Raw genomic sequence first — 25,188 nt, forward strand, 5'->3', positions numbered from 1 at the left:
CGGGTCTGGAAGTGAGGGAGAAGAAGGCGGGACTCAGCGGCCCCAGCGCAGCACCAGCGGATCGAGCCGCCGGGCCGCGTCGAGCAGGCCGGCCCGCACCTGCGGGTTCATCGTCGGGAACGGATGGCGCGGTGCGTCGCACGCGATCACGCCGCCCTCCTTCATCAGCGCCTTGGCGGTCAGGATGCCGCCCTGGCGGTTCTCGTAGTTGATCAGCGGCAGCCAGCGGCCGTATTCGGCCACGGCGGTCTCGCGGTCACCGGCGGCGTAGGCATCGACGATGCGACGGATGCCGTCCGGATAGGCACCGCCGGTCATCGCGCCGGTGGCGCCGGCATCCAGGTCGGCCAGCAGCGTGATCGCCTCCTCGCCGTCCCAGGGACCCTCGATCGCCTCGCCGCCCAGCGCGATCAGCTCGCGCAGCTTGCTGGCGGCGCCTGCGGTCTCGATCTTGAAGTAGCGGACCTGCTCGATCTCCTTGGCCATGCGGGCCAGGAACGGCGCCGGCAGCGGCGTGCCCGACATCGGCGCGTCCTGGATCATGACGGGGATGTCGATCGCATCGGACAGGCGCGCGTAGAACTCGAAGATGCCGGCCTCGCCCACCCGCAGCGTCGCGCCGTGGTACGGCGGCATCACCATCACCATCGCCGCGCCCAGGTCCTGCGCCAGGCGGCTGCGCTCCGCGCAGATCTGCGTGCTGTAGTGGGTGGTGGTCACGATGACCGGCACGCGACCGGCGACATGCTCCAGGATCGTGCGCGTCAGCACCGCGCGTTCGTCGTCGCCGAGCACGAACTGCTCGGAGAAATTCGCCAGGATGCACAGGCCGGTGGAGCCGGCATCGATCATGAAGTCGATGCAGCGCTTCTGGCTTTCCAGGTCGAGGCCGCCCTGGGCGTTGAAGGTCGTGGGCACGACCGGGAACACGCCCTTGTAGGGCCGGGGGAAGCTCAGGCTCATCTTGTCTCCAGAGGATCGGTGATTCTTGTTGGATCGAATTAAAGTATTACTTTATTGATTCACGTATCGGTGCAAACCCTCATTCATGGCTTCTTCACTTCTCAAATAGTCAGACTTATAGAATCAGCACCACGACACACCCACAAGGGCGCGACACTCGCGTCCGACAACGACGGAGACACCATGACCAGCGCCCTCTATCCCAGCCTGCGCGAGCAGCGCGTGCTCATCACCGGTGGCGCGACCGGCATCGGCGCGACGCTGGTCGAGCGCTTCGCCGCCCAGGGCGCGCGGGTGGGATTCATCGACATCGCCGCGGACGCCGGGCGCGAGCTCGCGGCGCGGCTGCCGGGTTGCGCCTTCGTCGCGGCCGACCTGACCGACATCGCGCAGCTGCGCGCCGCGATCGCGACGCTGCGCGAGCAGCTCGGCGGCCCGTTCAAGGTGCTGCTGAACAATGCCGCCAACGACAAGCGCCATCCGCTCGATGAGGTCACGCCCGAGTTCTGGGACCAGGCGATGGCCGTCAACATCAAGCACCAGTTCTTCGCCGCGCAGGCGGTGGCGCCGGACATGAAGGCGCTGGGCGGCGGCTCGATCATCAACTTCGGTTCCTTCAGCTGGATGCTGATGCAGGGCGGCATGGCGGCGTACACGACCTCCAAGGCCGGCGTGCAGGGGCTGACGCGCTCGCTGGCGCGCGACCTCGGGCCCTTCAACATCCGCGTCAACACGCTGGTGCCGGGCTGGGTGATGACCGAGAAGCAGCTCAAGCTCTGGGTCAACGACGAGACCAAGAAGGAGATCGACGCCAACCAGTGCCTCAAGCAGCCGCTGATGCCGGACCATGTCGCGGCCATGGCGCTGTTCCTGGCGGCGGACGACAGCGCGATGTGCAGCGCGCAGGACTACATCGTCGACGGGGGCTGGGCATGAGCGCCGGGCTGGCATCGACGGCCGCCGCCCCGCGCGGCGCGGCCGGAGCGGCGGAAGCGGCCCGCGTGCATGTGAACGGGCGGGACCGGCTCGGCGAATGCGCGCTGTGGTGCGAGCGCGAGCAGGCGCTGTACTGGACCGACATCGACAACCAGCGTCTCTTCCGCTGGCGGGCCGAGGCCTCGGCCACCCGCGAGGCGGGCGGGCCGGCGCTGGCCGGCGAGATCACCGAATGGCCGATGCCGGAGCCGCTGGGCAGCTTCGCGCTGTGCGACCAGCCGGGGCAGCTGCTGCTGGGGCTGGCCTCGGGCGTGGCGATGTTCGACCTGGCCACCGGCGAGGTCGGACCGCTGACGCCGGTCGAGGCCGATGAGCCGCGCACCCGCATCAATGACGGCCGCTGCGATCCGCAGGGGCGTTTCGTGTTCGGCATGTTCAACCCGCACGGCGCGGTGGTGGGCGGTTATTACCGCGCGGCCATGGCGGGCGTCGGCATCGGCCGCGGTCTGGCCATCGAGCGCTTGCCGCTGCCGCCGGGGATCGTCGGCAACTCGCTGAACTTCAGTCCCGACGGCGGCACGCTGTACTACACGGACTCCCCCACCCGCACGATCTGGGCGATGGACTACCACGCCGACGGGCGGCTCGGGGAGCGCCGCGTCTTCGCGCAGCTGCCCATGGACGGCGGCGAGCCGGACGGCGCGGCGGTCGATGCCGACGGCGGCCTGTGGTCGGCCATCTGGGGCGATGGCGTGGTGATCCGTTTCGACGCGCAAGGCCGCGAGACACTGCGCCTGTCCGTGCCGGCCTCGCAGCCGACCTGTCCGGTGTTCGGCGGGCCGGCGCTGGACCGGCTCTTCGTCACGACCGCGCGCCGGCAATGCGAACACGAGCCGCTGGCCGGCGCGCTGTTCGAGCTCGATCCACACGGCCATCGCGGCCAGGTTCCTCACCGGTTCAACACACGATGACAGCGATTCAACAGCGGGTCTACGGCCACCTGCCCGACGGCCGGCCGGTGCATGAATTCACGATGGACAACGGGCGCGGCCTGCGGCTGTCGGCGATCACCCATGGCGGCATCGTCACGCGGCTGGAGGTGCCGGATGCGCGGGGCGAATCGGCCAACGTCGTGCTGGGCCTGCCGACGCTCGAGGACTACGTGCTGCGCAATCCGCATTTCGGCGTGATCGTCGGCCGGTATGGCAACCGAATCGCGGGCGCCACCTTCCGGCTGGACGGTGAACGCCACACGCTGGTGGCCAACGACGGCGGCAACTGCCTGCACGGCGGCCCGCGCGGATTCGGCCACCTGCTGTGGCGGGCCGAAGCCGAGAGCGACAGCTGCCTGCGACTGGAGCTCGACAGCCCGGCGGGCGACCAGGGCTTCCCGGGCCGGCTGCGGGCGGTGGTGCGGTACCGGCTCGATGACGAAATGGGCTGGGCCATCGAGTACGAAGCCACGACCGATGCGCCGACGGTGGTCAACCTGACGCATCACGACTACTTCAACCTGGCGGGTCGCGGGTCGGTGCTGGGGCATGAGCTGCAGATCTTCGGCAGCCGCTATTGCGAGGTGGACGAAGCGCTGATTCCGACCGCGATCGCGACGGTGGCTGGAACACCCTTCGACTTCCGTGAACCGCGGGTGATCGAGTCGCGGCTGCGCCAAGCGCATCCGCAGTTGCAGCGCGGCAAGGGCTACGACCACAACTGGGTGCTGGACGCGCCCTTCGATGGTCGACTGCACCTGGCGGCGCGGCTGCGCGATCCCGTCTCGGGCCGAAGCATGGAGGTCCTGACCACCGAGCCGGCGATGCAGTTCTACTCCGGCAACTTCCTGGACGGCAGCCTGCTGGGCAGCGAAGGCGCCTTCTATCGGCAGGGAGATGGCCTCTGCCTGGAGACGCAGCACCACCCGGACTCGCCAAACCGACCGGCGAGCCCCGACTGGCCGTCCACGATCCTGCGACCCGGCGAGGTCTATCGCAGCGTGACACTGCATCGCTTCGCCGCTGCCTGAGCCGGGGCTTGTCAAACGGACGACCGCACGCGGTGCGGTCGTCGATGAGGACACAGATCAGATCGCGGCGGGTGGGTTGTCGTCTCTTTCGTCGTGGGACGACTCATCGCGCCTGGGCCACGGCTCCACGACCACGACCGCGGGAGCGGCCTTGACGGTCACGCGCACGCTCCCGTCTTCCTGCAGCTCCCAGAAGAACCGCGTGTCCAGCTTCGCGCCCGTGGCCTTGCGGATCTCCTTCGGGACGAGGATCCGGCCATTCATCTCCATGCGGGTCATCGGCACCTGAGTCTCCTGGCGGCCTCCAAATTGAGCTGCCCACTCTAGGAATCCAGCCCAACGCGTGCCATGGCCCTCATGTGTCGAGATCGCCTCACGCCGACTTCGACAAGGCAGCGCACTGCCTCCGATGCGGGGCAGCGCGCCGCCACCCGGGTCGTCTCCCGACGCCCGGGTCGGAGCGCCCGCCTCAGGAGGCCACCGGGTCCCGCGTCGGACCCTGATCAAGCAGCTCGGGCGCCTGCGCCTGCGCCGGCTCATCGCGCCGGTAGGCCCACCGGTACAGCACCGGCAGCACCAGCAAGGTCAGCGCCGTCGACGACAGGATGCCGCCGATCACCACCGTCGCCAGCGGCCGCTGCACCTCCGCCCCGGTGCCCGTGGCCAGCGCCATCGGCACGAAGCCCAGCGAGGCCACCAGCGCCGTCATCAGCACCGGCCGCAGGCGCGTCAGCGCGCCCTCGTGGATCGCCAGGTCCAGCGGTCGGCCCTGCTCCCGCAACTGCCGGATGAAGGCGATCATCACCAGTCCGTTGAGCACCGCCACGCCGCTGAGCGCGATGAAGCCCACCGCCGCCGAGATCGACAGCGGGATCCCCCGCAACCACAGCGCCAGCACGCCCCCGGTCAGCGCGAAGGGAATGCCCGAGAACACCAGCAGGCCGTCCCGCGCATTGCCGAACATCGCGAACAGCAAGGCGAAGACCAGCCCCAGCGCCACCGGCACCACCACGCGCAGCCGCTCGCTGGCGGACTGCAGGTTCTCGTACTGCCCGCCCCAGCCGAGCCAGTAGCCGGACGGCAGCACCACCTGCTCGCTCACCGCCCGCTGCGCCTGCGCGACGAAGGAACCGAGGTCGCGGCCACGCACATTGGCGCTGACCACCACCCGGCGCTTGCCGTCCTCGCGGCTGACCTGGTTCGGCCCCGGCGCCAGCGACAACTTCGCCAGCGCCGACAGCGGCAGGAAACGCACCGCGCCGTCCGCGCCCTTGGGCAGCGGCACCGGCAGCCGCTCGATCGCCGACAGGTCGGTGCGCAGCGCCTCGGGCAGGCGCACCACGACCGGGAAGCGCCGGTCGCCCTCGAACAGCGTCCCCGCGATCGCGCCGCCGGTGGCCGTGGCCACCAGCTCCTGCACGTCCAGCAGGTTCAGCCCGTGCCGCGCAACCTGCTCGCGGTCGATGTCCACCGTGAGCACCGGCAGGCCGGTCGTCTGCTCGACGTTGACCTGCGTCGCGCCCTCGATCCCGCCCAGCACCGCGGCGATGCGCGCCGCGGCCGCGTCCAGTTGCGCCATGTCGTCGCCGAAGACCTTCACCGCCACGTCCGAGCGCACGCCCGAGATCAGCTCGTTGAAACGCAGCTGGATCGGTTGCGAGAACTCGTAGTTCTGCCCCGGCAGCGTGGCCAGTTCCGCCTGCACGGCTTCGATCAGCGCCTCGCGCGTGCGCCGGGGCTCGGGCCACTGGTCGCGCGGCTTGAGCATCACGTAGGCATCGGAGATGTTGGGCGGCATCGGGTCCGCCGCGATCTCGGCCGTGCCGGTGCGCGAGAACACCCGCTCGATCTCCGGGAACTTCTGCTTGAGCCGCGCCTCCAGCTGCCGCTGCATCGCCACCGATTGCGTCAGGCTGGTGCCCGGCAGCCGCAGCGCCTGCACCGCGAAGTCGCCCTCGTCCAGGCTGGGCACGAACTCGCTGCCCAGCCGCGTGGCCAGCAGCGCGGACAGCACCACGGCCACGACCGCGCCGGTGATGACCACCGGCCGCGCCGCCATCGCGCGGCCCAGCAGCGGCTCGTAGGCGCGATGCGCCCAGGCCATCAGGCGGCTCTCCTTCTCCTGGACCTTGTCGCCGATGAACAGCGCCACCGCGGCCGGCACGAAGGTGATCGACAGGATCATCGCGCCCAGCAGCGCCAGCACCACCGTCACCGCCATCGGATGGAACATGCGGCCCTCCACGCCGGTGAGCGCGAAGATCGGCAGGTACACCACCATGATGATCAACTGCCCGAACAGCAGCGGCCGGCGCGCCTCCTGCGCCGCGGCGAAGACCTCGTGGAAGCGCTCGCCGCGGGTCAGCGGCCGGCCCAGCCGCGCCTGGGCATGCGCCAGCCGCCGCACGCAGTTCTCGACGATCACGACCGCCCCGTCCACGATGATCCCGAAGTCCAGGGCGCCCAGGCTCATCAGGTTGGCGCTGACCTTCTGGCTGACCATGCCGCTGAAGGTGAACAGCATCGACAGCGGGATGACCATCGCCGTCAGCACCGCCGCGCGCAGGTTGCCCAGGAACAGGAACAGCACCGCGATCACCAGCACCGCGCCTTCGACCAGGTTCTTCCTCACCGTGGCGATGGCCTTGTCCACCAGCACCGTGCGGTCGTAGACGGTGACCACCTGCACGCCCTTGGGCAGCGTGGTGGCGACCGCCTTCATCTTGCGGTCCACCGCCTGCGCGACGCTGCGGCTGTTCTCGCCGCTCAGCATGAACACGGTGCCCAGCACCACCTCGCGGCCGTTGTCGGTCGCGGCGCCGCCACGCAGTTCCTTGCCGATGCCCACCTGCGCCACGTCGCGCACCCGCACCGGCACGCCGCCGTCGCTGCGCAGCACGACCTGGCCGATGTCGGCCAGGCCGCGCAGCTGGCCGGGGGCGCGGATCAGGTACTGCTCGCCGCGCCGCTCGATGTAGCCCGCGCCGACATTGGCGTTGTTGCGCTCCAGCGCCGCGACCACGTCCGCCAGCGTCAGCCCGTGCGAGGACAGCCGGCCGGGATCGGGCGCGATCTCGAACTCCTTCGCGAAGCCGCCGATCGTGTTGACCTCGGTCACGCCCGGCACCGTGCGCAGCTGCGGCTTGACGACCCAGTCCTGCAGTTCGCGCAGGTCGGTCGGCGTGTAGGGCGTGCCGTCGGCCTTGCGCGCGCCCTCCTCGGCCTCGAGGGTCCACTGGTAGATCTCGCCCAGGCCCGTGGACACCGGCCCCATCGCCGGCGTCAGGCCGTCGGGCAGTTGCTCGCGCGCGGCCTGCAGCCGCTCGTTGACCAGCTGCCGCGCGAAATGAATGTCGGTGCCGTCGCGGAAGATCACCGTGACCTGCGACAGCCCGTAGCGGGACAGCGAGCGGGTCTGCTTCAGCCCCGGCAGCCCGGCCATCGCGGTCTCCACCGGGAAGGTCACGCGCTGCTCGGTCTCCAGCGGCGAATAGCCCGGTGCGCCGGTGTTGATCTGCACCTGGACGTTGGTGATGTCGGGCACGGCGTCGATCGGCAGCTTCTGGTAGCTGAAGACCCCCAGCGCCGCCATGCCCAGCACGGCCAGCAGCACCAGCCAGCGGTGCTCGATGGCGAATCGGATGATGCGTTCGAACATGCCGCCTCCGTCAGTGCGAATGGGTCGCCGAGCCTTTGCCGGCCTCGGACTTGATGACGAAGGCATTGCGCGTCGCGACCCGTGTGCCGGGCTTCAGGCCCTCGAGGACCTCGATGCGTTGCCCGTCGGCGCGACCGGTCTTCACCGGCTGCGCGGCGAAGCCCTCGGCCACCCGCACGAAGACGACCGGCCGGTCCTCGACGACCTGCACCGCCTCCGCCGGCACGGTGACCGGCGCCGACGTTTCGCCGGTCACCAGGTCCACGTCGACGAACAGGCCGGGTCGCCAGGCGCCGTCCGGGTTCGACAAGGCGATCCGCGCCTGCGCCGTGCGGGTCTGTCCGCCGATCAGCGCGCCGACGTAGGTGACGGAGCCCGGCGCCGACTGCTCGAAGGCGGTGGCGCGCACCACGGCGCGCGCGCCCACACGCACCTTGGCCAGGTCGGCGGCGGGCACGTCGATCCGCGCCCAGACGGTGCGCAGGTCCGACAGCACGAAGGCGCTGGCGTCCTCCTTGACCTGCTCGCCCAGCGCGAGATGCTTCTCGACGACGACGCCATCGAAAGGCGCGCGCAATTCGAAGCGGTTGAGCGCGCCGCCGGTCGGCGACGCGCCCACGGCCTGCAGCTTCTGGCGCGCGTTGGCGACCGCGATCTCCGCCTCGCGCAGCGCCTGCTCGGCCACGTCGACGTCCTGGCGGGGCGAGATCTTCTCCTCCCACAGCTGGCGTTCGCGCTCGAAGGTCGTGCGCGCCAGCTGCAGCCGCTTCTGCGCGGCGAGCCACTCGCTGCGCTGGTCCGACACCTGCGCGCTGGCGATGACCGCCAGCAGCTCGCCCTTGCGCACCGCCTGGCCGAGCGCCGCCGGCACCGCCTCGACGACCCCGGCCACGCGCGGCACCACATGCGCGGTGCGGTCCTCGTTGAAGCCGATCTCGCCCGGCAGGCGGGTGGTCGCGCGCAGGGTCGCCGGTCCGGCGGCCTCGAGCGCGATCGCGGCGGCCTGGACCTGCGCCTCGCTCATGGCGACGGTCTCGGGCGCTGCGGCCGAGCCCGCATGCCCGTGCTCATCCTTCGCCGCAGCCGGCCGCGCACCCGGCGCCTCGTCATGCCCGTGGTCATCGTGTCCGTCCTCGGCGTGCTCGCCGTGGCCCTTGGGCGAGGAAGCAGGCCCCGAGGCCAGGATCGCGGCGCCGCCGCCCAGGCCGATGGCCAGCAGCACCGCGATCGCGATCCGTTGCCGCTTCGGCAGCGCGTGGCCCGAGGCGGTCTTGTCGTCTTGCTTGTTGAAATTCATCGTCGTTCTCACGGTTGCTGGGCGGGGGCGCCGAGGCGCCGGTCGAGTTCAGCCTGGGCGCGGTAGGCCTTGACCAGCGCGTCCAGGAGCTGCGTCCGCGCCTGCAGCCAAGTGCGCTGCGCGTCGAGCACGTCCAGGAAGCCGAACTTGCCGAGCTCGAAGCCGCGGCTCGCGGCGGTGTAGGCCTCGCGCGCGCCGGGCAGCACTTCGCGGCGCAGCGCCTCGACCTCGTCGGCCCGGGCCCTCAATTCGTCGGCGGCGGCCAGCACCTCGGCCCGCAGGCGCTGCGATTCCGCCTCGGCGCGCTGCTCGGCCGCCTGCCGGCGCTTGTGAGCCTCGCGTTGCGCGCCCTGGTTGCGATCGAACAGCGGCAGCGGCAGCGACACGCCGATGACGGCCTGGCTGCGGCCGATCTCCTGCGAGCGCTTCGCGCCCAGGCTCACCGTCAGGTCGGGGATGCGCTGGGTGCGCGCCAGGTCATAGGCGGCCTGGGCCTGCTCGACGTCCAGCCGAGCCCGGCGAAGCGCCGGCGCATCGGCCAGCCGCCGGCCGACCTCGGCCGCATCGGGCAACGGCGGCAGCGCGTCCGCGCGACCGTCGAGCGCGCCGATCGTGGATTCCTCCACGCCGATGGCGGCCGCCAGCGCATGCCGCGAAGCGAGCTGCTCGGCCTGCGCCTGGCGCCATTCGATCCGCGCCGTCGACACCGCGACCCGGGCGCGGGTCTCGTCGATCGGCGACAACTTGCCGGCCGCGACGCGGCGCGCGGTCGCGCCGGCGCCGTCGCCCGCGATGCGCAGCGACTCCTCGGCGCTCTGCAGGCGCTCCTGCGCCAGCAAGGCAGCGAAGAAGGCCTGGACCACCTCGGCGCGCAGCTCGGCGCGCACGGCGTCGAGTTCCGCCTGCGCCAGGTCGCGACCGCGCCGGGCCCATTCGGTCCGGGCGGCGCGCTGGCCACCGATCTCCAGCGGCTGGCTCAGCAGGACGGTGACGGTGCGGGTCTCGCGCCGGGTGTCCTCCTGCTCGAGGCTCAGCGTGGGATTGGGCGGCAAGGCCGCCTGCCGCACCGCGCCGTCGGCGGCCTCGACGTCGAAGGCGGCCGCGCGCAGCCGCGGGTGCGCGCCCAGGGTGCGCTCGATGGCGGCCTCCAGCGAGAGCGGCTGCGGCGTGTCGGGCCGCGGCGAGGCGGCTGGGGGTGGAGATCCGGCATCGGACGAAGGCCCGGCGGTGGCCGGACCGGACGAGGCCCGGCTCGCCAGGGGAAGAAGGGACAGCAGTGCCGCGCTGCACAGCGGCACCAGGAACTTGCGCATCGGAGACTCCGGCGTTGCGCCCGCCGCCGCGTGGAGCGGCGGGCAGGAAAGGGATCAACGGGGAATCGGCGAGCGCCTGAGGCCTCGGCCAGGCCGAGGCGGTCGAGGATCAGGGAAGGGGGAGGCGCCCGCCGCTCAGGCGGTGCGCCAATTGGGGCGTTCGCGGCGGTCGGGGCCGCGTGAGGACCAGGACTCGGGCGCGGCGGCGCGAGCGATCGGCCCGTTCACCGCGGGCAGCTCGAGCGGCGTGCTCGCCACCGGCTGGGTGTGCCCCAGATGGCAGAAGCCGCAGTCGTCGTCAACGCAGGGCGTCGGCAGATGGGTGGCCTTGGCGGCGTCGGCGGATGGGGCCTCCGGCGAGGAGCCAGACCGATGCTCGCCCTCATGACGATGCTCGTGATGCCCGACATGACGGGCGGCGGGATCTTCCTCATGCCCGCAATAGGTCGCCGCCACCGCCCAGCTCAGCTGGAGCGGCACCAGGATCAGCAGGAAGACGGCGAACCAGCGGCGCATGGGGCGCGAGTATAGGCGGCCGCTTCCTCGATCATCTCGTCGACCTGCGTCGCCAGATGCAGGTTGACACGCACGGCGGTCCACTCCTCCCGGCCGCGCGCGAAGGCCCGGCCGTTCGCGGCCTCCTGGATCGCGTGCTCGCCCCAGAGGCCGCGTTCCCCGAAGCCCGGCGCGCCCGAGACGATCGCCGACGCCGCCTCCTGGCTGGCCTCGTCGACGGTCGATCGCAGTCGTCGTTCGAAACGCCATTCACCCTGCCGCGAGTAATCGATCCGCACCAGGCCCGGCGGCCACTCGGCGCCAGGCTCGCTCGGCACGTGGACCGCCCCATGGTCGCCATAAGCGACCCGCGCCGAGGCGCCCACCCGTCGATGCAATTCCCGCTCGAGCAGGGCCAGGCGCCCCGAACGCGGGAACTCGCCGGTCGGCGCGCGGCCCACGGCCTGCGCCGCGGACGGAAAGCTGTTGCCCATCACCACGACGCGCAACTCAGGCCATCTGGCGCGCCAGCGCAGCACCAGGTCACGCGCGTTGCCCGCGCAGCCCAGCAGCCAGTCCCGCTCGGTCCCGAAGTCCAGGACGACCAGCGCCCGCCCGGGCGCGTCGAGCTGGTCCAGCGCCAGCTCGACGCCGCTCGTCAAGGGCACCGCGCCGCGCAGGCGGAAGACGACCAGACCGAACTCGCGCTCGATGTCCACCGCCTGCTGCGCGACGGCACGTGGGTTGGCACCGTCGGGCGCCTGGACCACGGGCAGCGCGCCCGGATGGTCCTGGACGAACTCGCGCCAGAGCCGGAAACCCTGCGCCGGATCGACCAGTTGCCGCCAGGCCGCGGCATGCTCGGACGGCGCACGGCCGAGGTCCACCAAGTAGGGCAGCGAGCGCATCACCTCTTCGGCCTGCCGGGCGGCATGGCGGAAGTCCACCAGGGCGGGCATCCGCGGCGTCGGCGTCAGCGTAAGCAAGGGCAGCATGCGGCGCTTGCGCGCCCGATCGAGCTCGCGCAGGCCCAGCAGTTCCGCCGGCTGCGTCCGCAGCGAGGGAAAGTAGACGACCTCGTCCAGCGACACGTCCTTCATCGACTCCTCCTTGGGGCCCTGCCCCGGTCGCGGACGCCCCGCGCGCCCGGTCCGCGCAGGCTAGGAACGCGGGGCCTCGCATGCCAGCGGCGGGATTGATCGATGTCAGGAATCGCAGCGGACGACGCGTTTGTATGCCGCTGTATCTGCTGGCGCCCGGGCGACACCGGCATGCACCCCGGCCGGCAGGTCGACAAGCCGGCGATACATCCGCCCGGTCCACTGGGGCCTTCGCCACCACACCCTGGAGACCGACATGACCGAGGCCTTCCTGCCCCGCCGCCGCTTCCTGATCAGCGCCGCTTCCGCGGCCACCGCCGTTGCCGTCCCGACCGGCCTGAGCCGGGCCGCCACCGCCGCGCCCGCAGGTGACGCGTCCGGCGCCAGCGGATCCCCGATCGCCGTTTCGCCGGCCTTCGGCGTCCTGAAGGAGATCGACGCCGGCGACCTGCGCGTGGGCTACGTCGAAGCGGGCCCCGCCGACGGCCCGCCGGTGCTGCTGCTGCATGGCTGGCCGTATGACGTCCATACCTACGAGGCGGTCGCGCCCCTGCTGGCCGCGGCCGGACATCGCGTGATCGTTCCCTACGCGCGGGGTTACGGCACGACGCGCTTCCTGTCGGCCGGCACGCCTCGCAACGGCCAGCAGGGCGCGCTGGCCAGCGATGCCATCGCCTTGCTGGACGCGCTGCGCATTCCGAAGGCGCTGGTCGCCGGCTGCGATTGGGGCGCGCGCACGGCGGGCATCCTGGCCGCGTTATGGCCGGAGCGCTGCGAGGCGCTGGTGTCCGTCAGCGGCTACCTGCTGGTCAGCCGACAGGTCAACCAGCAGCCGCTGCCGCCGGCGGCCGAGCTGCAATGGTGGTACCAGTACTACTTCGCGACCGAGCGCGGCCGCCTGGGCTACCAGCAACACCGCGAGGCCTTCGCGCGGCTGATCTGGCAGCTGGCCTCGCCGCAATGGCGCTTCGACGACGCGACCTTCGCTCGCAGCGCGGCCGCGTTCTCCAACCCGGACCATGTCGACATCGTCGTGCACAACTACCGCTGGCGCCTCGGGCTGGCCGAGGGCGAGCCGCGCTTCGATGCGATCGAGGCCCGCATCGGCGCGGCGCCGGTGATCGGCATTCCGACGATCACGCTGGAGGGCGATGCCAACGGCGCGCCTCATCCGTCGCCCGCGGCCTATCGACCCAAGTTCAGCGGGCGTTACGAGCACCGCGACCTGCGCGGTGGCATCGGCCACAACCTGCCGCAGGAAGCGCCGAAGGCGTTCGCGCAAGCCATCCTCGACGTCAGGCGGTTCTGAGCGCCTCAGAATTTCCGGTGCGAAAACGAAAGCGGGGTTCCCATGCGGGAACCCCGTTGCTCGAAGTGGGATGACCGTTCGGTACGGGTCGGGTCATCCGAAGTCCATCCTGCGGTCCATCAGGCCAGCACGGTTCCGGTCGGACCCGACGAGCGGATCGTCACGGCCGGTGCGGGATCTGAGGGAGCGATCAGCGAGTGGACGAACGCGCCGCCTCGAACTCCGGCGCATACCCCTGCTCGCTCCACAGACGCTCCAGCGTCCCGTCGGCGCGAGCCTGTTCCAGCTCATCCATGACCTGGGCACGTGTCTTGCCACCCGCAGCTGGTGCGGAGAAGCGCACTTCGCTGCTGGTGTCCGACGACATGCCCACCGTCACATCGGCATCGGCCTGGTGATTCGAATACTGCACGTCCATGCCGCGGGCTTCATCGAAGTCCGGCGCATAGCTGTGCTCCCCCTGCAGCTGAGCCAGGGTGCCGTCCGCGCGGGCCTGCTCCAGCTCCGCGATCACCTGGTCGCGGGACTTGGGCCCGGACACGATCTCTTCCTCCACCTGGGCGAATGCGGGCACGGCCAGCGCGGCGGCCAGGGCCGCGGCGCCCAGGGGAATCGACAGTTTCTTGAAGTGATGCATGGTGAAACTCCTTCGGTTGAAAGTGGTCCAGCACGCGTGATCCATCGCGTTGCCGCGGAGCGGATCTCGCTGCGTCGGCGCGCTTTTCAAACGCCTTGGGATCGACTCTACGCAGCCCGCGCTGACACGAGGCGGACATGCGGATGACCGTTTTGTCATCGTTGCGCAGCGCGGGTGGCCTGCTCCGCGCCATGCGGCAACGCGTCGACCAGCTGACCGCGATGCTCGAGCGGCAGCGGCGCTCCTGCGCGCAGCGCGAGGCCTTCAGCGCGAACGTCGCGCATGAACTGCGCACGCCGCTGGCGACGCTGATCGCCGGCACCGAACTGACCTTGCGCGAGGGCGGCCTGCCGCCGGCCGTCGCGGATCGTCTGGGCGGTCATCTGGATGAACTGCATCGCATGCAGGACATCGTGGGCGACATGCTTTTCCTGTCGCGCGCTTACGGCGGCCAGCGCGCGCGGCGTCAAGCGGTCGACAGCCTGGCGGCGCTGGCGCGCGAGGTGGCGGACTATCACGATGCCGCGCTCGACGAAGCCGGACTGTCCCTGCGCATCGAGGGCGACGGCGCGGCCGAGGTCGATGCGGCGCTGCTCAAGCGCGCGCTGTCCAACCTGATCGGCAACGCGACCCGCTATGCGACGCCGGGCAGCGCGCTGCGCGTGGGCATCGAGCCGGTTCGAGGCGGCGTCGTCCGGCTGTGGGTCGCCAACCTCGGGCCGGTGATTCCGGCGGCCCGGTTGCCGCGGCTCTTCGACCGCTTCTATCGGGCGGAGTCCTCGCGCGAGTCGCAGGCGGTCGGCACCGGGCCGTCCGGGGAGCATCTGGGCCTGGGGCTGTCCATCGTCGACGCGATCGCGCGCATGCATGGCGGCGCGCCGTTCGCGCGGTCCGGCGACGGGGAGACGCGCATCGGGTTCACCTTGACCGGGGGCCGGCGCGCGGCCGCCTACACTGCGCGCCGGCCCGAGGCGGCCCCCACCGGCGCGCGTGCGTCGACGCCGTCCGCCTCGACGAGTTCCCCGCCCGCCTCGCCCCGATGACCGATCGCCTGCTCTCCTTCGTCCAACATCCCCTGGGTCGCCGCGTCGCACGCGCGCTCGGCCTGCCGCAGCCGGTGCCGCTCCTGCGGCGCCACGATGCCTGGCGGGACCAGGAACTGGCGGGACGTCTCCTGAGCGTGATCGCGCCGGGGAGCGCGGCGCCGATGCCCTCGCTGCTGACGGCCATCGCCGCGCAAGGCGGCACGGCGGCGGGTGATGCACCGGCAAGCGCGCTGGTCATCGACGCCACCGGCTGCCGCGATGTCGCCGCGCTGCAGGCGCTGTTCATGCAGGCGCAGTTCGGCGTCTCGCGGCTGGCGCCCGGTGGCCGGGTGCTCGCGCTGAGCTCGTCCGGCGCGGCCAGTGCGGCCGAAGCCGCCTGCCTGCAGGCGGTGTCGGGTTTCATCCGCGCGCTGGCCAAGGAGATCGGTCGCCGCGGCGCGACCGCGAATGCGCTGGTGCTGGGCGAAGGCGCGGCGTCGGCCGAATCGCTGGCGGGCGCGCTGCGCTTCTTCGCGACGGACCGCTCGGCCTACGTGTCCGGACAGGTGCTCGCCTGGCGCAAGGAGGCGGCGCCCGCGCCTGACCGGCCGCAGCCGGTGGCGCTGGTGACCGGCGCCGCGGGCGGGATCGGCGCCGCCACCGCGCGTCGGCTGGCGCGTGACGGGCTGCGGGTGCTGTGTGTCGACGTGCCGGCGGCGCGCCAGCCGCTGGAGGCGGTGGCGCGCGAGATCGACGGCCCGCTACTGGCCGCGGATCTGACCGCGGCGGGCACGGTCGACGAATTGGTCGATGCCGTGCGCCGGGTCGGTGGCGTCGACGTGCTGGTACACAACGCCGGCATCACCCGCGACCGCACGCTGGCGCGGATGTCGACGGCGGAATGGGACGCCGTGATGGCGGTGAACCTCGCGGCGATCCTGGCGATCGATGCGCGCCTGGACGAAGCGGGCCTGCTGAACGCGGGCGTCCGCGAGGTCTGCCTGTCGTCGATCAGCGGCATCGCCGGCAACGCCGGGCAGACCAACTACAGCGCGTCGAAGGCCGCGTTGATCGGTTACGTCGCGGCACGCGCCGCGCCTCTGGCCGAACGCGCCGGCACGATCAACGCCGTGGCGCCGGGATTCATCGAGACCGCGATGACACGGCGCATGCCGCTGATGGTGAGGGAAGCGGGGCGCCGCCTGAATGCGCTCAAGCAAGGCGGCACGCCGGCGGACGTGGCCGAAGCGATCGCTTTCCTGGCCTCGCCCGCCGCGCATCCGCTGACCGGCCAGGTGCTGCGCGTATGCGGCCAGTCGCTGCTAGGCGCGTGATCGCTTGAGGCCATGGACGGGCGCCTGAGCGCCCGGCCCGCTGACGGGGCGTGAGCGCCCCGGTGGCCGCTGACCGACCGGTCAGATGTAGCCCATCAGCAGCAGGATGACCAGGATGAGCACCACCAGGCCCAGGCCGCCGCTGGGGTAGTAGCCCCATCCGCGGCTGTGCGGCCAGGCGGGCAGCGCGCCGATCAGGAGCAGGATGAGGACGACAAGCAGGATGGTGCTGATCATGCGGATCTCCGGCATCTTGTGAATCGATCCCGGCCGGCGCCCGGGAGCGCCGCCGGCAGATGCCTTTGCGTGGCAACCGCTGTGCCTGCGCCGGCTATCGAGCTCCCCCGCGCGATCCCCCATTGGCGGGCCCTCTCTTCCCGCCCATTCAGAGCGATGGTCAAGCGCACCTGCTTTCCGCGAGCATGACTGCCGTCGCGTCGTGCATTGAGGCAGATCAATCGAGTGCAGCAATCACGTCGCGCCCCTGCCGGGCCGACTTGCCGATCCGCATTCCGCGCACCAGCATATCGACCCCTCGCCCTTTGACTTGCCACTTGATCATGACCACCCTCCCCTTCGATGCCCGATCGAGCGCTCCGGCGCTCGCAAAATTCCCGTCCCCGCTTGGACAGTCGGGAGGTCCCCGACCTGCCGAAGACACGATCGGCCTGCGCCTGCCCGCGGAAGTCTGCGAACTGATCGACCGCGCCGCCGCCGCGGCGGAGAAATCACGCGAGGCCTTTCTGATGGATGCCATCCTGGATGCTTCCGAAGCGACGCTGCTGCACCGGGCCACGTTCGGCCTCGACGAGGCGCAACTGAGCGCTTGTCAGGCGCTGCTCGACCGCCCGCTGGACGAGAACCCCGGCTTCCAGCGGCTCATGGCCAGGAAAGCGCCATGGGCGACCTGACGGATGCACTCCATCCGCCACTGATGCTCATGCTCGCTCTTTCCCCAACGGCCCCGCGCCGTCCCCCACCATGCGCATGAGCACCGCCGCCGTGCGCTGCATCAGCGGCGTCGCGCGCTTGCTGGTCGGGGTGACCAGGCAGAGCGTGCTCTGGATGTCCGCCCGCGCGAACGGCGTCGTGACCAGACGCTCCGGCCGCTCGTAGATCTGCAGCGCGTCCTCGCCGAGCGCCGCGTGGCCGATGCCCGCCGCGACGCAGTCCAGGATCGCCGGCACGCTGGCCACTTCCCAGCGCACGTCCAGCTGCACGCCCGCCATCGCCGCCGCCTGCTCCATCAGCGCGCGGAAGATATGCCCCCGCTGCGGCATCACCAGCGGATAGCGGGACAGCTGCGACAGCGTCGGCGGCCGCGCCGGCGCCTGGTCCTTGGGGCTCACCAGGCACAGCCGCTCGCGGCGCAGCGGCAGGATCTCCAGCGCCGGCAGCGGCTCCGGGTTGTAGACCAGCGCCAGGTCGGTGCGCCCGGTCAGCAGCCACTCGGTCAGGTGCACCGAGAAACCCTCCATGATCGTCAGCCGCGCCTGCGGCATCTCCGCCTGGAACGCCCGGATCAGCGCCAGCGTGTGCAAGCGCGCCAGCGTCGGCGGCATCGCGATCGTGATCTGCCCCACCGGCTCGCTGCGGCGCGAGCGCAGGTCGTCCTTCGCGTGGCTCACCAGGTTGAGGATGTCCTGCCCGTGCTGCAGCAGCCGCCGCCCCGCCTCGGTCAGCGCCACGCCGCGCCCGTTGCGCAGCAGCAGGGTCTCGTGCAACTCCGTCTCCAGCGCCCGCACCTGCCGGCTCAGGGCCGGCTGCGCCACGCCAAGCACCATCGCGGCCTTGCTGAAGCTGCCGTGTTCGGCGACATGGACGAAGGTTTCCAGCTGGGTCAGGTTCATGCGGCGATGCTCTCACGATCCGGCATGGCCGGACCATCCGGTCCATGCCCGATCGGAATATCAGCTAGTGGAAGCTAGAACTGGATCGTCTGGCCCGGCCGGACCAGAATCCGCCGCAATCCCTCCCCGCCCCTCCGACCTCGACCTCCAACGGAACCACCTACGTGATCGCCCCCCTCGCCGGCATTTCCTCGATGGCCACCCGCGTGCTGCTGGCCGAGCTGTCCGCCGCCTACACCGCCGCGCACGGCCTGGAGATCCGCTTCGAGTCGATCGGCGGCCTCGATGCCGCGCGTCGCGTCGAGGCCGGCGAGGCGGTCGACCTCGTCGTCCTGGCCGCCGACGCGATGGCGCGCTTGGCGGCCGCCGGTCGCCTGCGAGCGGGCTCGCTGCGGCCGATCGCGGATTCGCCGATGTACGTCGCCGCACCCGAGGGACAGGCACGGCCCGCCGTCGACAGCGCCGGCGCGCTGCGCCAGGCGCTGCTGGACGCGCGCGCCATCGGCTACTCGACCGGCCCCAGCGGCCAGGCCTTGCTGGCCCTGCTGGCGGACTGGGGCCTGAAGGACGCGCTGGCCGCGCGCCTGCGCCAGTCGCCCGCGGGCGTCCCCGTCGCGACGATGGTCGCCGGTGGCGACGTCGACCTGGGTTTCCAGCAGCTCAGCGAGCTGCAAGGCCATCCCGGCGTGACGCTGCTGGGCCCGATGCCGCCCGGCCTGGAGATCGTCACCCGCTTCACCGCCGCCGTCGCCGCCAACAGCGGCGAACCCGCCACCGCGCAGCGGGTCGTCGACGACTTTGCCTCGGCCCACCACGACGCGCTGCGCCGTCGACTCGGGCTGGCCACGCCGGCGGCCTGAAGCGAGCCCCCTTCTACCGCCCACCGTCCACCGCCCACCAGGAATCCGCCATGTACGAACTCGGCGTCGTCTACCGCAACATCACCCGCGCCGACCGCACGGCCGCCGACGCGCTCGGCCACTTCGGCGCCGCGACGGTCCATGAGGCGCTCGGCCGGGTCGGTCTGCTCAAGCCCTACATGCGGCCGATCCAGACCGGCGTGTCGGTGTCGGGCACCGCCGTCACCGTGCTGCTGCAGCCCGGCGACAACTGGATGCTGCATGTCGCCGCCGAGCAGATCCGCGAGGGCGACATCGTCGTCGCCGCCGTCACCGCCGAGTGCAGCGACGGCTACTTCGGCGACCTGCTCGCCACCTCCTTCAAGGCGCGCGGCGCTCGCGCGCTGGTCATCGACGCCGGCGTCCGCGACGTGCGCACGCTCAACGAGATGGGCTTCCCGGTCTGGAGCCGGTGCATCTCGGCCAAGGGCACGATCAAGGCGACGCCCGGCTCGGTCAACATCCCGGTCGTGTGCGCCGGCGCGCTGGTCCATCCCGGCGACGTGATCGTCGCGGACGACGACGGCATCGTCTGCGTCCCCGCCGCGATGGCGTCCAAGACGCTGGACGCCGCCGCCGCCCGCGAGGCCAACGAGGGCGCCAAGCGCGACCAGTTCGCCGCCGGCGTGCTCGGACTGGACCTGTACAAGATGCGCGAGCCGCTGGCCAAGGCCGGCCTGCGCTACATCGACTGATCCGGCCAGTCCGCCCGCCGTCCCTGGTTCCCGCAGTTCCCCTGAAGTCGCCCTGAAGTCCCTCTGAAGTCCCCCGCAGTCCCCAACGCAGTCCCCCTCCCCCGAACGGCCCGCCCCGCAGAGGCCGACGATCGACGCCCCTGGAGACAACGACGATGACCGCACTCCGCCTTCGCGCCCGCCGCACCGCCCTCGCCCGCAGCGGGCAAGTCCTGGCCCTGGCCGCCGCCGCGCTGTTCGCCGCGGCCCTGCCCCGCCTCGCCACGGCGCAGGCCAGCGCGCCCGCCACCGACTGGCCGACCCGGCCGGTGCGCATCCTCACGCCCTTCCCGGCCGGTGCCGGTCCGGAAACCGTGGCCCGCGTCGTCGCCGAGAAGCTGTCCAAGAAGTGGGGCAAGCCGGTGATCGTCGAGAACAAGCCCGGCGCCAACGGCTTCATCGCGATCGACACCTTCAAGCGCGGCGCCACCGACGGCCACGACCTGATCCAGCTGGACAACGCCCACCTGGTCATCTATCCGCACCTGTTCAAGAAGCTGCCCTACGACCCGGTCAAGGACTTCGACCCGATCGCGCCGCTGTTCAAGGCCTATTTCTTCGTCGGCGTGTCGGCCAACAGCAAGTACAAGACCGTCGGCGACATCGTGGCCGATGCCAAGGCCCATCCCGGCGCGCTGAACTACGGCTCCTGGTCGGTCGGCAACCCGGTGCACCTGGGCGCGGCGCAGCTCGAGGCGATGACCCAGACGCAGATGACGCACGTCGTCTACAAGGAGACGTCGATGCTCTACACGGCCGTGGCCAACGGCGAGCTCAACTTCGCCCTGGGCACGATGGCGACGGCCGGTCCGCTGCAGCGGGCCGGCAAGATCCGCTTCATCGCCATCACCAGCCCGAAGCGCCACCCGGCCTTCCCCGACGTCCCCACCGTGGCCGAGTCCGGCGGCCCCGCCGGCTACGAGGCCACCGGCTGGACCACCATCGCCGCGCCGCGCGGGCTGCCCAAGGCGGTGCAGGAGCGCATCCAGCGCGACATCGAGGCTGCGCTGGCCGAGCCCGACATCCGCGAGCGCTATGTCACCTTCGGCTACGACGTCTTCCCGACCACGAAGGAGCAGTACATGGGCTTCATCGCCGCCGAGTCGGCCAAGTACGCCGCGCTGATCAAGCGCTTCAACCTCTCGCTGGACTGACATGAGCACCGCCGCCAACGATCAGGGCCAGCCGCCGTCGCTGGACGAACTGCGCGTGGGCCTCGTCGGTTACGGCGAGGTCGGGCGCATCCTGGCCGAGGACCTGCGCGCCGTCGGCGTCGCCGTCAACGCCTACGACCTGAAGCTGGAGTCACCGTCCGCCGACGCCGACACCATGCGCGAGCACGCCGTGGAGTTCGGCGTCGGGCTCAGCCCGTCGGCGACGATGGTGGCCACGCCAGCCGACCTGATCGTGAGCGCCGTCACCGCCAGCCAGACGCTGGACGCGGCGCGCGCAGCCGCCGCGGGCCTGCGGCCCGGCACCTTCGTGCTGGACTTCAACTCGGCCTCGCCCAAGGCCAAGCGCGAGGCGGCCGAGGCGGTGCAGGCGGCCGGTGGCCGTTATGTCGAGGGCGCGGTGATGACCAGCGTGCCGCCCTACCGGATCAAGGTCCCGCTGCTGCTGGGAGGCCCGCATGCGGACGCGATCGCGCCGCTGCTGGCGCGGCTGGGCTTCGCCGCCAGCGTGGGCAGCGCGGAGCTCGGCATCGTCAGCGCGACCAAGATGTGCCGCAGCGTCATGATCAAGGGCCTGGAGGCCATGGTCATCGAGAGCCTCACGGCCGCCCGCCATTACGGCGTCGAGGACGCGGTGCTGGCCTCGCTGAAGGAGACCTTCCCCGGCATCGAGTGGGAGAAGCAGGCCGCGTATTTCTTCCAGCGCGTGATCCAGCACGGCCGGCGCCGCAGCGAGGAGGTGCGCGAGGTCGCGGAGACCGTCCGCGACGCCGGGCTCACGCCCTGGAGCGCCGAAGGCACCGCCGAGCGCCAGGCCTGGATGGCCGACCTGGCCGAGGACGGCCTCTTCGGCCAGCGCGGCGATGCGGCCTTCGGCCGCAGCCCCGACTGGCGCACCGAGGCCGACCGGCTGCTGGCGCACCTGGCCAAGCCCCGGTTGCCGCCGCACGGCTGAGCGCTGCACCTCGCCACCGGCCGCCGAGTTCCCGCTTCCGATTTCCGGCTCCTCGATTCCCTGGTTTCCCCGATCCTCCACAAGGACCCCGCGATGACGCTCCCCACCACCGGCGGCTTCGACAAGACCCCGGGCTGGCTCGACTGGCACCCGAGCCCGTCGACCCCGCGCTTCCAGCTGCCCGAAGGGGCCGTCGACGCGCACTGCCACGTCTTCGGTCCCGGCGCCGAGTTCCCCTACGCGCCCGAGCGCAAATACACCCCCTGCGACGCCGGCAAGGCCCAGCTCTTCGCGCTGCGCGACCGGCTCGGCTTCAGCCGTAACGTCATCGTGCAGGCCACCTGCCACGGCGACGACAACCGCGCGATGGTCGATGCCTGCCGCGCTTCGGGCGGCCGCGCGCGGGGCGTGGCCACGGTGCGACGCGGCGTCACCGACGCGCAGCTGCGCGAGCTGCACGAGGCCGGTGTGCGCGGCGTGCGCTTCAACTTCGTCAAGCGCCTGGTCGACTCCACCCCGCGCGACGAGCTGATGGAGATCGCCCACCGGGTGAAGGCGCTGGGCTGGCACGTGGTCCTCTACTTCGAGGCGCCCGACCTGCCCGAGCTGTGGGACTTCTTCGCCGCGCTGCCCACCACCGTCGTGGTCGACCACATGGGCCGGCCCGACGTGACGCAGCCGGTGGACGGCCCCGCGTTCGCGCTGTTCCTGCGCTTCCTGCGCGAGCATCCCTTCGTCTGGAGCAAGGTCACCTGCCCGGAGCGGCTCTCGGCCAGCGGCCCGCCGGCGCTGGACGGCGAGACCGAGCCCTACCGCGACGTGATCCCCTTCGCGCGCCGCGTCGTCGAGGAGTTCCCGGACCGCGTGCTCTGGGGCACCGACTGGCCGCATCCCAACCTCAAGGACCACATGCCCGACGACGGCCTGCTGGTGGACCTCATCCCGCGCATCGCGCCCACCGCCGCGCTGCGCCAGCGCCTGCTGGTCGACAACCCGATGCGGCTGTACTGGCCGGAGGCCTCATCTCGATGAGCCTGATGAACCCGACGAGCCAGATGCGCCCGATGGCGAACCGTTTCCAGGAGACCTCGATGTCGATCGACAAACCCTACCGGGACATCCCCGGCACCACCATCTTCGATGCCGACCAGGCTCGCAAGGGCTACTGGCTCAACCAGTTCTGCATGTCGCTGATGAAGGCCGAGAACCGCGCGCGCTTCAAGGCCGACGAGCGCGCCTACCTCGACGAATGGCCGATGACGCCGGCGCAGAAGGAGGCCGTGCTGGCGCGCGACCTCAACCAGTGCATCCGGCTGGGCGGCAACATCTATTTCCTGGCCAAGATCGGCGCCACCGACGGCCGCAGCTACCAGCAGATGGCCGCCGGCATGACCGGCATGACCGAGACCGACTACCGCGACATGATGCTGGCCGGCGGGCGCCAGCCCGATGGCACGCCGCGGCGCAAGCGGGTGGACGACGCGGCCTCCGCGGATGCGAAGCAGGCGACGGCGGGCGACACCCGGGGCGCGACGAAGGGAAATACCCGATGAGCACGCATGCGCGCATCACCGCCTCCGTCTACACCTCCCATGTGCCGGCCATCGGCGTGGCCATGGACCAGGGCCGCACGCAGGATCCCTACTGGCAGCCACTGTTCGCGGGCTACGAGGCCTCGCGCCGCTGGATGGACGCGCACCGGCCGGACGCGATCGTGCTGGTCTACAACGACCATGCCAACGCGTTCAGCCTGGACATGATCCCCACCTTCGCGCTGGGCACCGCCGAGCGTTACGAGCCCGCCGACGAAGGCTGGGGGCCGCGCGCGGTGCCGCCGGTCCTCGGTCATGGCGAGCTGGCCGCCCACCTCGCGCAGAGCGTGATCCAGCAGGACTTCGACCTGACACTGGTCAACCGCATGACGGTCGACCACGGGCTGACCGTCCCGCTGTCGCTGATGTTCGGCGAGCAGCCGGCCGGCGCGGCGCACTGGCCGGTACCGGTGATCCCGCTGGCGGTCAACGTGGTGCAGTACCCGGTGCCTTCGGGCCGGCGCTGCCTGCAGCTGGGGCAGGCGATCCGCCGCGCGGTGGAAAGCTTCGACGCGCCGCTCAAGGTGCAGGTCTGGGGCACCGGCGGCATGAGCCACCAGCTGCAGGGACCGCGTGCCGGCCTCATCAACCAGACCTGGGACCAGGCCTGGATGGACCGCCTGATCGCCGACCCGCGCGGCCTGTCCGAGATGCCGCACCTGGAGTACGTCCGCGAGGCCGGCTCCGAGGGCATCGAGCTGGTGATGTGGCTGATCGCGCGCGGCGCGATGAGCGACCTCGCGGACCTTCCCGGGCTCGACGCCCCGCCCCGCACGCCGCGCGTGGCCCACCGCTTCTATCACGTGCCCGCCTCCAACACGGCGGTCGGCCACCTGATCCTCGAGAACCCCTGATCCCCCGCGATCCCCGGGGCTCCCATCGGAGCCCCGCCCCACTGGAGCCTTCCATGTCCACTCCCCTGCGCATCGCGCTGGCCGGCGCCGGCGCCTTCGGCCAGAAGCACCTCGACGCGCTGCGACTCATCGACGACGTCGAGGTCGTGTCCCTGATCAGCCGCGACCTCGACAAGACCCGCGAGACCGCCGCCAAGTACGGCATCGACCACGCCACGACCGAGCTCGACGAGGCGCTCGCCCGCGACGACGTCGACGCCGTCATCCTCTGCACGCCGACGCAGCTGCATGCCCGCCAGACGCTGGCCTGCCTGGACGCCGGCAAGCATGTGCAGGTCGAGATCCCGCTGTGCGACGTGCTGGCCGAGGGCGAGGCCGTCGTGCGGCGCCAGCGCGAGACCGGCCTGGTCGCCATGTGCGGCCACACCCGCCGCTTCAATCCCAGTCACCAGTGGCTCCATCGCCGCATCGCGGCCGGCCAGCTGCGGATCCAGCAGATGGACGTCCAGACCTATTTCTTCCGCCGCACCAACATGAATGCGCTGGGCCAGGCCCGCAGCTGGACCGACCACCTGCTGTGGCACCACGCGGCGCACACGGTGGACCTCTTCGCCTGGCAGTGCGGCAGCCCGATCGTCAAGGCCCACGCGCTGCAGGGCCCGATCCACCCCACGCTGGGCATCGCCATGGACATGAGCCTGCAGCTGCAGGCGGCCAACGGCGCGATCTGCACGCTGTCGCTGTCCTTCAACAACGAGGGGCCGCTGGGCACCTTCTTCCGCTACATCGGCGACACCGGCACCTACATCGCCCGCTACGACGACCTGGTCACCGGCAAGGACGAGATCATCGACGTCAGCCAGGTGGATGTGTCCATGAACGGCATCGAGCTGCAGGACCGCGAGTTCGTCGCCGCGATCCGCGAGGGCCGCGAGCCGGTCGCCAGCGTCGCCCAGGTGCTGCCCTGCTACCAGGTGCTGCACGACCTGGAGCGCGAGTTGACGGCCGGCTGATCTTCGGCTGACCACCGGCGGGGGGTCGG

General features: G+C 71.4%; 25 protein-coding genes. 15 read left to right on the forward strand and 10 right to left on the reverse strand.

The features are described 5' to 3' along the window. Positions 1–33: 33 nt before the first annotated feature. On the reverse strand, positions 34–963 hold the full coding sequence (locus FHT37_RS06940) for a dihydrodipicolinate synthase family protein (protein WP_091724729.1): 930 nt from the start codon (positions 961–963) through the stop codon (positions 34–36). Between the two features lie 183 nt (positions 964–1,146). Between FHT37_RS06940 and FHT37_RS06945 the strand changes: the two genes are divergently transcribed. Genes FHT37_RS06945 through FHT37_RS06955 form a run of 3 tightly spaced genes read left to right on the forward strand, consistent with a single transcriptional unit; the run spans position 1,147 to position 3,922 of the window. Next, on the forward strand, positions 1,147–1,899 hold the full coding sequence (locus tag FHT37_RS06945) for an SDR family NAD(P)-dependent oxidoreductase (protein WP_183479732.1): 753 nt from the start codon (positions 1,147–1,149) through the stop codon (positions 1,897–1,899). Continuing rightward, positions 1,896–2,870: an SMP-30/gluconolactonase/LRE family protein gene (locus FHT37_RS06950; RefSeq protein ID WP_183479734.1), complete on the forward strand. Its 975-nt coding sequence runs from the start codon at positions 1,896–1,898 to the stop codon at positions 2,868–2,870. The genes FHT37_RS06945 and FHT37_RS06950 overlap by 4 nt, the downstream gene beginning before the upstream one ends. Next, positions 2,867–3,922 carry an aldose epimerase family protein gene (locus FHT37_RS06955; RefSeq protein ID WP_183479736.1) on the forward strand — a complete coding sequence of 352 codons (1,056 nt, stop codon included), beginning with the start codon at positions 2,867–2,869 and terminating at the stop codon, positions 3,920–3,922. The genes FHT37_RS06950 and FHT37_RS06955 overlap by 4 nt, the downstream gene beginning before the upstream one ends. A gap of 57 nt (positions 3,923–3,979) precedes the next feature. On the opposite strand, the gene FHT37_RS06960 is transcribed toward FHT37_RS06955, so the two are convergent. From FHT37_RS06960 to FHT37_RS06985, 6 genes are all read right to left on the reverse strand, one after another. After that, positions 3,980–4,207 (reverse strand): hypothetical protein, encoded by a 228-nt coding sequence (locus FHT37_RS06960; RefSeq protein ID WP_221210971.1) that lies wholly within the window; start codon positions 4,205–4,207, stop codon positions 3,980–3,982. 184 nt (positions 4,208–4,391) lie between these two features. Then, on the reverse strand, positions 4,392–7,580 hold the full coding sequence (locus FHT37_RS06965; RefSeq protein ID WP_183479740.1) for an efflux RND transporter permease subunit: 3,189 nt from the start codon (positions 7,578–7,580) through the stop codon (positions 4,392–4,394). 10 nt (positions 7,581–7,590) lie between these two features. Beyond that, on the reverse strand, positions 7,591–8,877 hold the full coding sequence (locus tag FHT37_RS06970; RefSeq protein WP_183479742.1) for an efflux RND transporter periplasmic adaptor subunit: 1,287 nt from the start codon (positions 8,875–8,877) through the stop codon (positions 7,591–7,593). 8 nt (positions 8,878–8,885) lie between these two features. Beyond that, positions 8,886–10,190: a TolC family protein gene (locus tag FHT37_RS06975; protein WP_183479744.1), complete on the reverse strand. Its 1,305-nt coding sequence runs from the start codon at positions 10,188–10,190 to the stop codon at positions 8,886–8,888. Positions 10,191–10,325: 135 nt separating this feature from the next. Beyond that, positions 10,326–10,706, reverse strand: a complete 381-nt coding sequence (locus tag FHT37_RS06980; protein WP_183479746.1) for a DUF2946 family protein — start codon at positions 10,704–10,706, stop codon at positions 10,326–10,328. Beyond that, positions 10,676–11,785 carry a beta family protein gene (locus FHT37_RS06985; protein WP_183479748.1) on the reverse strand — a complete coding sequence of 370 codons (1,110 nt, stop codon included), beginning with the start codon at positions 11,783–11,785 and terminating at the stop codon, positions 10,676–10,678. Before FHT37_RS06985 ends, FHT37_RS06980 begins: the two co-directional genes overlap by 31 nt. Positions 11,786–12,041: 256 nt before the next feature. On the opposite strand from FHT37_RS06985, the gene FHT37_RS06990 reads away from it, so the two are divergent. Further along, positions 12,042–13,094: an alpha/beta fold hydrolase gene (locus FHT37_RS06990; protein ID WP_183479750.1), complete on the forward strand. Its 1,053-nt coding sequence runs from the start codon at positions 12,042–12,044 to the stop codon at positions 13,092–13,094. A 190-nt stretch (positions 13,095–13,284) separates the two neighbouring features. On the opposite strand, the gene FHT37_RS06995 is transcribed toward FHT37_RS06990, so the two are convergent. Further along, entirely contained in the window at positions 13,285–13,731 is a 447-nt protein-coding gene (locus FHT37_RS06995) for a DUF4148 domain-containing protein (protein ID WP_175538280.1), read from the reverse strand. A 191-nt stretch (positions 13,732–13,922) separates the two neighbouring features. Between FHT37_RS06995 and FHT37_RS07000 the strand changes: the two genes are divergently transcribed. Then, positions 13,923–14,774 (forward strand): ATP-binding protein, encoded by an 852-nt coding sequence (locus FHT37_RS07000; protein WP_221210972.1) that lies wholly within the window; start codon positions 13,923–13,925, stop codon positions 14,772–14,774. After that, a complete protein-coding gene (locus FHT37_RS07005) occupies positions 14,771–16,090 on the forward strand; it encodes a 3-oxoacyl-ACP reductase (protein WP_183479754.1) in 1,320 nt (439 codons plus the stop codon). Before FHT37_RS07000 ends, FHT37_RS07005 begins: the two co-directional genes overlap by 4 nt. An 81-nt stretch (positions 16,091–16,171) precedes the next feature. Here the strand turns inward: FHT37_RS07005 and FHT37_RS07010 are convergent, their stop codons facing one another. Continuing rightward, entirely contained in the window at positions 16,172–16,327 is a 156-nt protein-coding gene (locus tag FHT37_RS07010) for a DUF3309 family protein (RefSeq protein ID WP_091725332.1), read from the reverse strand. A 323-nt stretch (positions 16,328–16,650) separates the two neighbouring features. On the opposite strand from FHT37_RS07010, the gene FHT37_RS07015 reads away from it, so the two are divergent. Beyond that, positions 16,651–17,001, forward strand: coding sequence for a DUF1778 domain-containing protein (locus FHT37_RS07015; RefSeq protein ID WP_183479757.1), 351 nt, complete (start codon positions 16,651–16,653; stop codon positions 16,999–17,001). A 27-nt stretch (positions 17,002–17,028) separates the two neighbouring features. On the opposite strand, the gene FHT37_RS07020 is transcribed toward FHT37_RS07015, so the two are convergent. Continuing rightward, on the reverse strand, positions 17,029–17,940 hold the full coding sequence (locus FHT37_RS07020) for a LysR family transcriptional regulator (protein WP_091724745.1): 912 nt from the start codon (positions 17,938–17,940) through the stop codon (positions 17,029–17,031). A gap of 164 nt (positions 17,941–18,104) precedes the next feature. On the opposite strand from FHT37_RS07020, the gene FHT37_RS07025 reads away from it, so the two are divergent. From FHT37_RS07025 to FHT37_RS07060, 8 genes are all read left to right on the forward strand, one after another. Continuing rightward, positions 18,105–18,800, forward strand: coding sequence for a substrate-binding domain-containing protein (locus FHT37_RS07025; RefSeq protein WP_310739722.1), 696 nt, complete (start codon positions 18,105–18,107; stop codon positions 18,798–18,800). Between the two features lie 50 nt (positions 18,801–18,850). Then, a complete protein-coding gene (gene ligK / locus FHT37_RS07030) occupies positions 18,851–19,534 on the forward strand; it encodes a 4-carboxy-4-hydroxy-2-oxoadipate aldolase/oxaloacetate decarboxylase (RefSeq protein ID WP_183479758.1) in 684 nt (227 codons plus the stop codon). Positions 19,535–19,689: 155 nt separating this feature from the next. Beyond that, positions 19,690–20,727 carry a tripartite tricarboxylate transporter substrate binding protein gene (locus FHT37_RS07035; RefSeq protein WP_183479760.1) on the forward strand — a complete coding sequence of 346 codons (1,038 nt, stop codon included), beginning with the start codon at positions 19,690–19,692 and terminating at the stop codon, positions 20,725–20,727. A 1-nt stretch (position 20,728) separates the two neighbouring features. Next, a complete protein-coding gene (locus tag FHT37_RS07040) occupies positions 20,729–21,700 on the forward strand; it encodes an NAD(P)-dependent oxidoreductase (RefSeq protein WP_183479762.1) in 972 nt (323 codons plus the stop codon). Between the two features lie 93 nt (positions 21,701–21,793). After that, positions 21,794–22,732 (forward strand): amidohydrolase family protein, encoded by a 939-nt coding sequence (locus FHT37_RS07045; RefSeq protein ID WP_183479764.1) that lies wholly within the window; start codon positions 21,794–21,796, stop codon positions 22,730–22,732. A 59-nt stretch (positions 22,733–22,791) separates the two neighbouring features. After that, on the forward strand, positions 22,792–23,253 hold the full coding sequence (gene ligA / locus FHT37_RS07050; protein WP_091725334.1) for a protocatechuate 4,5-dioxygenase subunit alpha: 462 nt from the start codon (positions 22,792–22,794) through the stop codon (positions 23,251–23,253). Continuing rightward, the gene (locus tag FHT37_RS07055; RefSeq protein ID WP_183479766.1) at positions 23,250–24,146 is read left to right on the forward strand and encodes a class III extradiol dioxygenase subunit beta; all 897 of its coding nucleotides are present in this window, start codon (positions 23,250–23,252) and stop codon (positions 24,144–24,146) included. Before ligA ends, FHT37_RS07055 begins: the two co-directional genes overlap by 4 nt. A 53-nt stretch (positions 24,147–24,199) precedes the next feature. Further along, positions 24,200–25,159, forward strand: a complete 960-nt coding sequence (locus FHT37_RS07060; RefSeq protein WP_183479768.1) for a Gfo/Idh/MocA family oxidoreductase — start codon at positions 24,200–24,202, stop codon at positions 25,157–25,159. Positions 25,160–25,188 lie beyond the last annotated feature (29 nt).

The organism is Mitsuaria sp. BK037, assembly GCF_014193045.1.
In the GTDB taxonomy this organism is placed as follows: domain Bacteria; phylum Pseudomonadota; class Gammaproteobacteria; order Burkholderiales; family Burkholderiaceae_C; genus Roseateles.

Excerpts from the sequence above, each read along its gene's own strand:
- FHT37_RS06940 (WP_091724729.1), bottom strand. The coding sequence starts at position 963 with ATGAGCCTGAGCTTCCCCCGGCCCTACAAGGGCGTGTTCCCGGTCGTG.
- FHT37_RS06945 (WP_183479732.1), top strand. The coding sequence starts at position 1,147 with ATGACCAGCGCCCTCTATCCCAGCCTGCGCGAGCAGCGCGTGCTCATC.
- FHT37_RS06950 (WP_183479734.1), top strand. The coding sequence starts at position 1,896 with ATGAGCGCCGGGCTGGCATCGACGGCCGCCGCCCCGCGCGGCGCGGCC.
- FHT37_RS06955 (WP_183479736.1), top strand. The coding sequence starts at position 2,867 with ATGACAGCGATTCAACAGCGGGTCTACGGCCACCTGCCCGACGGCCGG.
- FHT37_RS06965 (WP_183479740.1), bottom strand. The coding sequence starts at position 7,580 with ATGTTCGAACGCATCATCCGATTCGCCATCGAGCACCGCTGGCTGGTG.
- FHT37_RS06970 (WP_183479742.1), bottom strand. The coding sequence starts at position 8,877 with ATGAATTTCAACAAGCAAGACGACAAGACCGCCTCGGGCCACGCGCTG.
- FHT37_RS06975 (WP_183479744.1), bottom strand. The coding sequence starts at position 10,190 with ATGCGCAAGTTCCTGGTGCCGCTGTGCAGCGCGGCACTGCTGTCCCTT.
- FHT37_RS06980 (WP_183479746.1), bottom strand. The coding sequence starts at position 10,706 with ATGCGCCGCTGGTTCGCCGTCTTCCTGCTGATCCTGGTGCCGCTCCAG.
- FHT37_RS06985 (WP_183479748.1), bottom strand. The coding sequence starts at position 11,785 with ATGAAGGACGTGTCGCTGGACGAGGTCGTCTACTTTCCCTCGCTGCGG.
- FHT37_RS06990 (WP_183479750.1), top strand. The coding sequence starts at position 12,042 with ATGACCGAGGCCTTCCTGCCCCGCCGCCGCTTCCTGATCAGCGCCGCT.
- FHT37_RS06995 (WP_175538280.1), bottom strand. The coding sequence starts at position 13,731 with ATGCATCACTTCAAGAAACTGTCGATTCCCCTGGGCGCCGCGGCCCTG.
- FHT37_RS07000 (WP_221210972.1), top strand. The coding sequence starts at position 13,923 with ATGCGGCAACGCGTCGACCAGCTGACCGCGATGCTCGAGCGGCAGCGG.
- FHT37_RS07005 (WP_183479754.1), top strand. The coding sequence starts at position 14,771 with ATGACCGATCGCCTGCTCTCCTTCGTCCAACATCCCCTGGGTCGCCGC.
- FHT37_RS07010 (WP_091725332.1), bottom strand. The coding sequence starts at position 16,327 with ATGATCAGCACCATCCTGCTTGTCGTCCTCATCCTGCTCCTGATCGGC.
- FHT37_RS07015 (WP_183479757.1), top strand. The coding sequence starts at position 16,651 with ATGACCACCCTCCCCTTCGATGCCCGATCGAGCGCTCCGGCGCTCGCA.
- FHT37_RS07020 (WP_091724745.1), bottom strand. The coding sequence starts at position 17,940 with ATGAACCTGACCCAGCTGGAAACCTTCGTCCATGTCGCCGAACACGGC.
- ligK (WP_183479758.1), top strand. The coding sequence starts at position 18,851 with ATGTACGAACTCGGCGTCGTCTACCGCAACATCACCCGCGCCGACCGC.
- FHT37_RS07035 (WP_183479760.1), top strand. The coding sequence starts at position 19,690 with ATGACCGCACTCCGCCTTCGCGCCCGCCGCACCGCCCTCGCCCGCAGC.
- FHT37_RS07040 (WP_183479762.1), top strand. The coding sequence starts at position 20,729 with ATGAGCACCGCCGCCAACGATCAGGGCCAGCCGCCGTCGCTGGACGAA.
- FHT37_RS07045 (WP_183479764.1), top strand. The coding sequence starts at position 21,794 with ATGACGCTCCCCACCACCGGCGGCTTCGACAAGACCCCGGGCTGGCTC.
- ligA (WP_091725334.1), top strand. The coding sequence starts at position 22,792 with ATGTCGATCGACAAACCCTACCGGGACATCCCCGGCACCACCATCTTC.
- FHT37_RS07055 (WP_183479766.1), top strand. The coding sequence starts at position 23,250 with ATGAGCACGCATGCGCGCATCACCGCCTCCGTCTACACCTCCCATGTG.
- FHT37_RS07060 (WP_183479768.1), top strand. The coding sequence starts at position 24,200 with ATGTCCACTCCCCTGCGCATCGCGCTGGCCGGCGCCGGCGCCTTCGGC.